This is a genomic window from Protofrankia sp. CiP1_Cm_nod3, assembly GCF_982290655.1.
In genome coordinates this window covers 31309-38908 of sequence record NZ_CEVIVD010000027.1, presented here as the reverse complement: position 1 = coordinate 38908, position 7600 = coordinate 31309, and the positions used below count along the sequence as shown (strand labels likewise).

The following is a 7600-nucleotide window of genomic DNA, read 5'->3' as shown; positions in this document are numbered from 1 at the left end:
CCCGTCGGCCCAGTCGGCCCAGTCGGCCCAGTCAGCCCCGTCGGTCTGCACAGCCCCGTTGACCATGTTGTCGTCGAGGTGGACCGGGCCGGTGACTTCTCGCCGTACACGCTGCGTATCGACAGCGAACATCTCGACCCCGCCTACGCCGTCTGCGCGTTCAGTTTCAAGGCCGGCTGCCCGAGCCGCTTCGACTGCGGGCCGACACCCGGCGAGCCCGCGGCCACCGGCCCGTCGCCGGTCGTCGACTACCTGGCGAAGGACTACGCGAGCTTCCGGCGCGCGCTGCTCGACCGGTTGGCGCTGCTCGTCCCCGGCTGGACCGAACGCGAGCCGGCGGACGTCGGCATCGCCCTCGTCGAGCTGCTCTCCTACGTCGGCGACCAGCTCAGCTACTACCAGGACGCGGTCGCGCGGGAGGCGTTCCTATCGACCGCCCGGCAGCGGATCTCCGTGCGCCGCCATGCCCGGCTCGTCGACTACCGCATGCACGACGGGGCGTCCGCCCGCGTCTTCGTCCACGTCGACTGCACGGGCCCCGCCGGCCCGGGAGCCGGCGCCGGTGCCGGGACGTTGCCGGCGGGCACCCGGGTGCTGCCGGCGCTGGACCGCCCGCTCGGCCGGCGTGTCCCGCCGTACCCGGCGCTGCTCCCGGCGGACGTGGCCGCCGACGCCGTCGAGGCCGCCGCCGCCGTCTTCGAGACCGTCACGGACCTGGCACTGCACCCGGAACTCGGGACGATCGACATCCACGCCTGGGGAAGCCTGGAGTGCGCGCTGCCGGCCGGCGCGACCGCGGCGGACCTGGTGAACGCGGACCCGGTGAACCAGGCCGCCACGACCACAGGGACGACATCGCCGGCCGGGGCGACGCTGCCGCTCGCCGTCGGGGACCTGCTGCTGTTCGAGGAGATCCGCGACCCGGTCACCGGGCTCGCCGCCGACGCCGATCCGGCCCACCGCCAGGTCGTCCGGCTCACCGCCGTCGAGTCGGCCACGGACCCGTTGGGGACGACCGGCGCGGACGGCAGGTCCGCGCCGCTGGCGCTGACGAGGGTCCGGTGGGCCGACGCGGACGCGCTCACCTTCCCGCTGCCGCTGTCGGGCCGCACCCCGGACGGCACGCCGGTCGCGCCCCTCGGCGTGGCGCGGGGAAACATCGTGCTCGCCGACCACGGCCGGACCGTGACCGACACCGGCGGGCCGGCCGGCATCCGCACCGGCCCCCGGCCGTACCGGTTCCGCCTCGACCGCGGGCCGCTGAGCTTCCGCGTGCCGCCCGGCGACCGGCGCACGCCCGCCGCCGCGCTGCGTGACGTCGACCCGAGGCAGGCCGAAGCCCAGATCAGCCGGCTGACGACGTCCACCGGCCCGCCGCCGCGGGGGTGGCAGCCGGCGCCGGGAGGGGATCTGCTCACCTCCGGCCCGTTCGACCGGCACGTCACCGTCGAGACCGACGACGAGGGGCGGGCCGTCGTCCGGTTCGGTGATGGTGGGTGCGGGGCCGCCGCGCCGGACGGCGCCGTCATCGACGTCACCTACCGGATCGGCGTCGGCCCCGACGGGAACGTCGGCGCGGACACGCTCGTCCACCTCGCCCCGCCCGCGGCGGAGCCCGCGCCTGCCTCGCCCGCGCCTGCCTCGCCCACGTCTGCCCCGTCCACGGCGGAGCCGGAGCCGGCCGAGCGCGTGCCGCTGGCTGTCGCGGGCTCCGGCGTGCCCGCCGAGCCACCGTCGGGGATCATCCGGGTGCGCAACCCGTTGCCGGCATGGGGCGGGGCGGCACCCGAACCGGTGGACGTGGTGCGGGCGCTCGCCCCGGCCGCGTTCCGGGCCACGCAGCTGCGGGCGGTCACGGCCGCGGACTACGCCGAGGTCGCGATGCGCCTGCCCGAGGTGTCCCGCGCGGTCGCAGACTTCCGCTGGACCGGAAGCTGGCACACGGTGTTCCTCACGGTCGACCCGGCGGGGCGGGCCGAGCTGTCCGACGACCTGGCGGCGCGGATCGCCGCGTTCGTCGGCGGGTTCGCCCAGGCCGGCTACGACCTGGAGATCCGGGGGGCCTCCCAGGTCCCGCTCGCGATCGACATCGACATCTGCGTCGCCCCCGGCCACCTGCGCGCGGACGTCGAACGGGCGCTGACCGCCGAGCTCGGCACCGCCGCGCTGCCCGGCGGGCGGCGCGGGCTGTTCCACCCGGACGGGTTCACCTTCGGCGAGCCGCTGACGCTGGGCCGGCTCTACGCGCGGGTGTTGGACGTGGCCGGCGTCGCCTCCGCCGACGTCCGCCGGTTCGCCCGGCTGCACGACGACGACCCGGACCCGGACCGGCCGGTCACCGCCGCCAACCTCGACCGCGGGTCCGTCGAGGCCGGCCCCCGGGAGGTCATCCGGCTGGACAACGACCCGGACCGGCCGGAGAACGGCGTGCTGCGCCTCGACCTCGGCGGTGGCCTGTGAGCCCGCCCCCGAACCAGCCGGCCAACCGCCCCGGGCTGGCGAGGATCGACTACCGGATCGGGGACCATCCGGCGTTCCTGCGGGAGCTGCGGCGGGCCGTCGCCCGGCGGCCCGAGCTCGCGGGCTGGACGTCGCGCGCCCCGGACGACGCCGGCATGGTCCTGCTCGACCTGTGGGCGTACGTCGCCGACATCCTGACCTTCTACCAGGAGCGGATCGCCACCGAGAACTACCTGCGCACCGCCGTCCTGCCGGACTCGGTGCACAGGCTGGCCGGCCTGCTCGGCCACCGCCCCCGGCCCGGGGCCGCCGCCACCGTGGACCTGGCGTTCACCGTGGCCGACGACGGGCCGGCCCTGACGCTGCCGGCGGGCCTGCGGGTACAGAGCAGACCGGCGGGGGGCGGGCCGCCGAAGATCTTCACCACCGACGCGCCGGTCGACGCCGACGCGCGGCTCAACACCGTCCGCATCGTGCCCGCTCCGCCCGCCGGCGGCTTCCCGGCCGGTGGCCCGCCGCCGTGGCCCGACGGCGGGCTGCTGCCACCCGGAGCGCCGGTACCCGATCCGGGGGCGACGTTCCTCCTGGTGCCCCCCGCCGCGTCCGCGCCGGCCGGGATCAGGGCCGGCACCGGGACCGGCACCGAGGTCGAGCTGAGAACCGTCGCCGCCGTCGAGACGGTGGACGACGGGGGCGAGCCCCGGACGATGATCCGCTGGTCGACGCCGGTCCTCACCGACTACGCCGGGTGGGCGTTGCACCCACTCGGCCGGTCGTTCCGCCTGTTCGGCCACGCGGCGCCCGGCAGCGTCAACGTCTCGACTCCCGGGATGTACCCGGCGGGAGCGTCCGCGCTCCCGACGGTCGGCTGGGCGTCCTACGGCACGAATTTCGCGGTGCCGACAGACGCTCGGAGCATCGAGCTCGACGCGGCGCCCGGCGACCTGGCCGCGGGATCGACGATCGCGGTCGTCAGCCCGGCCACCTCGGTCCCGGCCACCTCGGTCCCGGCCGGTTCGGTCCCAGCCGGTTCGGGCACGGTCCTGCGCGCGCTCTTCCTCGGGCCGGTCGGCTCGGTCACGGCAGGCCAGGCCACGGTCGGGTCGGCCACGGTGACGTCCTTCTGGCCGCCCGGGTTCACGGCGTTACCGCTCCCGGCCACGTCGACGGCCACACCACCGTCGACGGCCACACCACCGTCGGCGGCCACGTCGACGGCCGCGCCACCATCGTCGGTCGCCGTCGAGGAGGGTGTCGCGGCGCGTGTCACCCTGGCCGGCGACCGTGGGACGGACGGGCCGCTGGACCGGCGGACCGCGATCGTCCACGAGATCACCGGGCCGCCGGTCATGCTGACCGGCCGGGTCCACGACGGGCGGATACCGGCCGGCGCCACCGACGTGCACGTCCTGCTCCCGGCCGCGGCGGGCTTCACCCGGGGGCGGCGGATCATCATCGACGACGACGACGACGCCCGGCCGCACGCCGCCACGATCGTCCGGGCGACGCCGACGCCGACGCCGACGCCGACATCGACACCGGTGGTGCCGACGGTGCCGACACCGGCCGGGCCCGGGTATCTGCGGCTCACGATCGACCCGCCGCTGCCCCGCGAGCTTGACGGGGCGAGCGCGGCTCTGCGCGGCAACGTCGCGCCCGCGTCGCACGGCGACGACGTGCTCGCGGACGTGCTCGGCGACGGTGACGCGTCCGCCGCGTTCCAGGAGTTCCCGCTCGCGCGCGGCCCGCTGATGTTCCGGCGGTCGGCGGGGGCGCCCGGCGGGATCGCGCCGATGCTGGAGATCGTCACCGGTTCGACCGTGTGGCGGCCGGTCGGCACGCTGCACGGCACCGGCCCGTCCGACCGCGTGTTCGTCCCCGACGTCGACGCGGAGCGGGCCACGACCGTCCGGTTCGGCGACGGGGTCACGGGCGCCCGGCCGCCGACCGGGCGGGGCAACGTCGTCGCCCGGTACCGGTACGGCGACGCGGCCGACGGCGACGTCGCCGCGGACCGGCTGACCGTGGCGCTGACCAGGCCGGTCGGGCTGACCGGCGTGACCAACCCGCTGCCGACACAGGGCGCGGCCCCGCCCGAGGACCCCTCCGAGACCCGTCGCCTCGCGCCGGCGAGCGTGCGGACCTTCGACCGGGTGGTGTCGCTGCGTGACGTCGAGGAGGCCGCGCGGGCGTTCCCCGGCGTCGGCAAGGCGCGGGCCAGGATGTTCTGGACCGGTGAGGAGCACGCTGTCGCGCTCACCGTGGGTGGTCGCGACGGGGCGGTCCTCACCGGCACGCGGCTGCTGGCGGACCTGACCGCCCACCTGGCGGCCCGCCGTGACCCGAACCGGCGGATCGACGTCGGCGGCCACGAGCCCGTGGACGTCACCGTCACCGCCACGATCACGCCTGCTCCCGGCCGGGTCGCCGAGACCGTGCTGGACGCGGCGCGCGTCGCGCTGCTCGCGGCGTTCGCCTTCGACGCCCGCGACTTCGACGAGGACGTCCACCTCAGCACCGTCTACGCGGTGCTCGCCCGGGTGGACGGCGTCGAGCGGGTCGACGTCGAGCGCCTCGCGGGGCCGGCCGGGAAGCCCGTCCGCCGCGTCCCGGTCGGCCCGGCCCAGCTCGCCCGGTTCGCGGCACCGGCCGACGCCGACGTTCGTCTCGCGGGCCGCACGGTGCCCGGCGGCTCCGCCGGAGAAGGGACCCGACCATGACCGACGACGAGCCGATCGACCTGATGGGCCTGCTGCCCGCGCTGTACCGGCTGCGGGACGCCGAACGCGGCGGCCCGCTCGCGGCCCTGCTCGAGGTGATCGGCGAGCAGGTCGACGCCGTGCGCGCCGACATCGGCGGGCTGTGGGACGACATGTTCGTCGAGACGTGCGCCGAATGGGTCGTCCCGTACATCGGCGACCTGCTCGGCACGAGCCCGCTGCACGAGGTCGCGACCCGCCGGCGGGCCGACGTCGCCAGGACCATCCACTACCGGCGCCGCAAGGGCACCCTCGCGATGCTGGCGGAGCTGGCCCGGGACGTCACCGGGTGGCCGGCGCACGCGGTGGCGTTCGTCGAGTCCCTGGCCTGGAACCAGCACCTCGACCACCTCCGGACGCGCCCGGTCCCGCCCGAGGCGGACCCGCGCCGGCGCGACCCGTACGCGCTGGCCGGGGCCGGCACCGTGAACCTGCGCGACGCCGACGCCGCCGACCGTGTCGGCGGCCCGTTCGACACCGCGAGCCACACCGTCGACGTCCGGTCCCCGATCACCAGCGCCGGGGTCGACACCGACGTCCGCACGTCTCACCAGGGGTGGTACGGGATCCGGACGCTGGGGGTGTTCATGTGGCGGCTGGCGGCGTTCCGGCTGGTCGGGCTGACCCCGGCGCCGGTCATGCCGGCCACCGGGGCGGCGGACGATCCCGGCTGCTTCGGATGGGCGCTGAACCCCCTGGGCAGCCCGGCGCCGCTGTTCACCCATCCTCGCCCGGAGGCCGGCCCCACCGGGCTCACGGCCGAGATCCACGTGCCCGGGCCGATCCGGCCGTGGGCGATGTGCCGCCGGCCCGGCGACTACTACGGCTTCGACGACGCCTCCTCCGTCCATCTGGTCCGCGTCCTGCCGAACGGGGAGCGCAGGCCCGTGCCGGCCGGCGCGATCGTCGTTCGTGACCTGTCGACCTGGGAGCGCCCACCGCCCGGCAAGGTGGCGCTGGACGTCCGCCTGGGACGGGTGACGTTCCCGGTCGGGCAGGCGCCGGCCCCCGGCGAACTGGAGGCGGCCGCCACCCACGGCTTCCCCGCGCCGCTGGGCGGCGGCCCGTACGACCGGCGCCGCCCGCCCGCGCCGCCCGGCACGTCGGGCTCGTCGGGCTCGTCGGGCTCGTCCGGCGCGTTCGACCCGTTCGCCGGCCCGGACACGCTCGCCGACCCGGACGCGCTCGACGTCCTCATCGAGGTGCCGACACCGGCCGGCCCCGACGGCCCCGCCATCACCACGATCGGGCAGGCACTGGCCGCCTGGCGGCCAGCCGTGCACCGCCGGGCCGTCATCCAGATCAACGACAGCCGGACGTACACCGAGGACCTTCGGCTCGACCGGCCCGGCGCCGAACTCGTCATCCAGGCCGGGCCGGGCTGCCGGCCCACGCTGATCGGCGACGTCGTCGTCGGTGGCTACGGCCCGGACGCCACGCTCGAGTGCAACGGCCTGCTGATCGCCGGCACGGTCACGGTGGACGCGCCGCGCCGGCTGGTGCGCCTCGCCCACTGCACGCTCGTCCCGGGGCGCCGGCTGAGCCCCAGGCTCGCTCCCGAGTCCGGCCGGCCGCTCTTCCCCGCGGAGCCGAGCCTCGTCGTGACCGATGCGGCGGCCGGGGCCCGGGTCGACGTCGACCGGTGCGTCACCGGCCCGCTGCGGGTCACCGCCGAGGCGGCATCGCTGTCGGTGAGCGACAGCGTGGTCGACGCGCCATCCGTCCCCGGGGCGGCCCGGCTGCCGGCGGTCGCGGGCCTGCCCCGGAGCCCCGGGCCGGGCGGCACGCCGCTGGTGGCCGTGCCCGGGCCGCCGGCCCGGCTGGTCCGCACGACGGTGTTCGGCGAGGTGTGCGTCCGTGAGCTCACCCTGGCCTCCGAGACCCTGTTCACCGCGCCGGTGGCCGCCGAGCGCCGGCAGCGCGGCTGCGTCCGGTACAGCTACCTGCCGCCCGGGTCGACGACACCCCGCCGCTACCGCTGCCTGCCGGACGACGCGCCGGCGGCCGCGGGCAGCGTCACCGGGACCGCCGGGACCACGGAGACCACGGGGACCGCTGGGACCGCTGGGAGTACGGGGAGTGCCGGGGCCGCGGGGAGCGCCGGGGCCGCCGGGAGCGCTGGGGCCGCCGCGATCCGGGCGCGGCCGGTGCCGGCGTTCACCTCCACCCGCTACGGCGACCCCGGCTACGCCCAGCTCGGCCTGGCCTGCGCGGACGAGATCCGGACCGGCGGCGAGAACGGCACCGAGATCGGCGCCTACGCGGGTCTCGGACAGCCCCAGCGCGAGGCCAACCTGCGCGAACGCCTCGCCGAGTACGCCCCGTTCGGCATGGCGGCCCGGCTGATCTACGTGACCTGACCCGTCCGGTGACCGGTGACC

Annotated in this window: 3 protein-coding genes; all 3 read left to right on the top strand. The window is 76.9% G+C overall.

Annotated elements, in window-relative coordinates:
• On the top strand, positions 1-2460 hold a 2460-nt coding region (locus tag AC5LUJ_RS08105; RefSeq protein WP_493464720.1), incomplete at its 5' end, for a baseplate J/gp47 family protein.
• Entirely contained in the window at positions 2457-5180 is a 2724-nt protein-coding gene (locus AC5LUJ_RS08100; protein ID WP_250281610.1) for a hypothetical protein, read from the top strand. The genes AC5LUJ_RS08105 and AC5LUJ_RS08100, both read left to right, overlap by 4 nt.
• The gene (locus tag AC5LUJ_RS08095) at positions 5177-7579 is read left to right on the top strand and encodes a hypothetical protein (protein WP_445548620.1); all 2403 of its coding nucleotides are present in this window, start codon (positions 5177-5179) and stop codon (positions 7577-7579) included. Before AC5LUJ_RS08100 ends, AC5LUJ_RS08095 begins: the two co-directional genes overlap by 4 nt.
• Positions 7580-7600 lie beyond the last annotated feature (21 nt).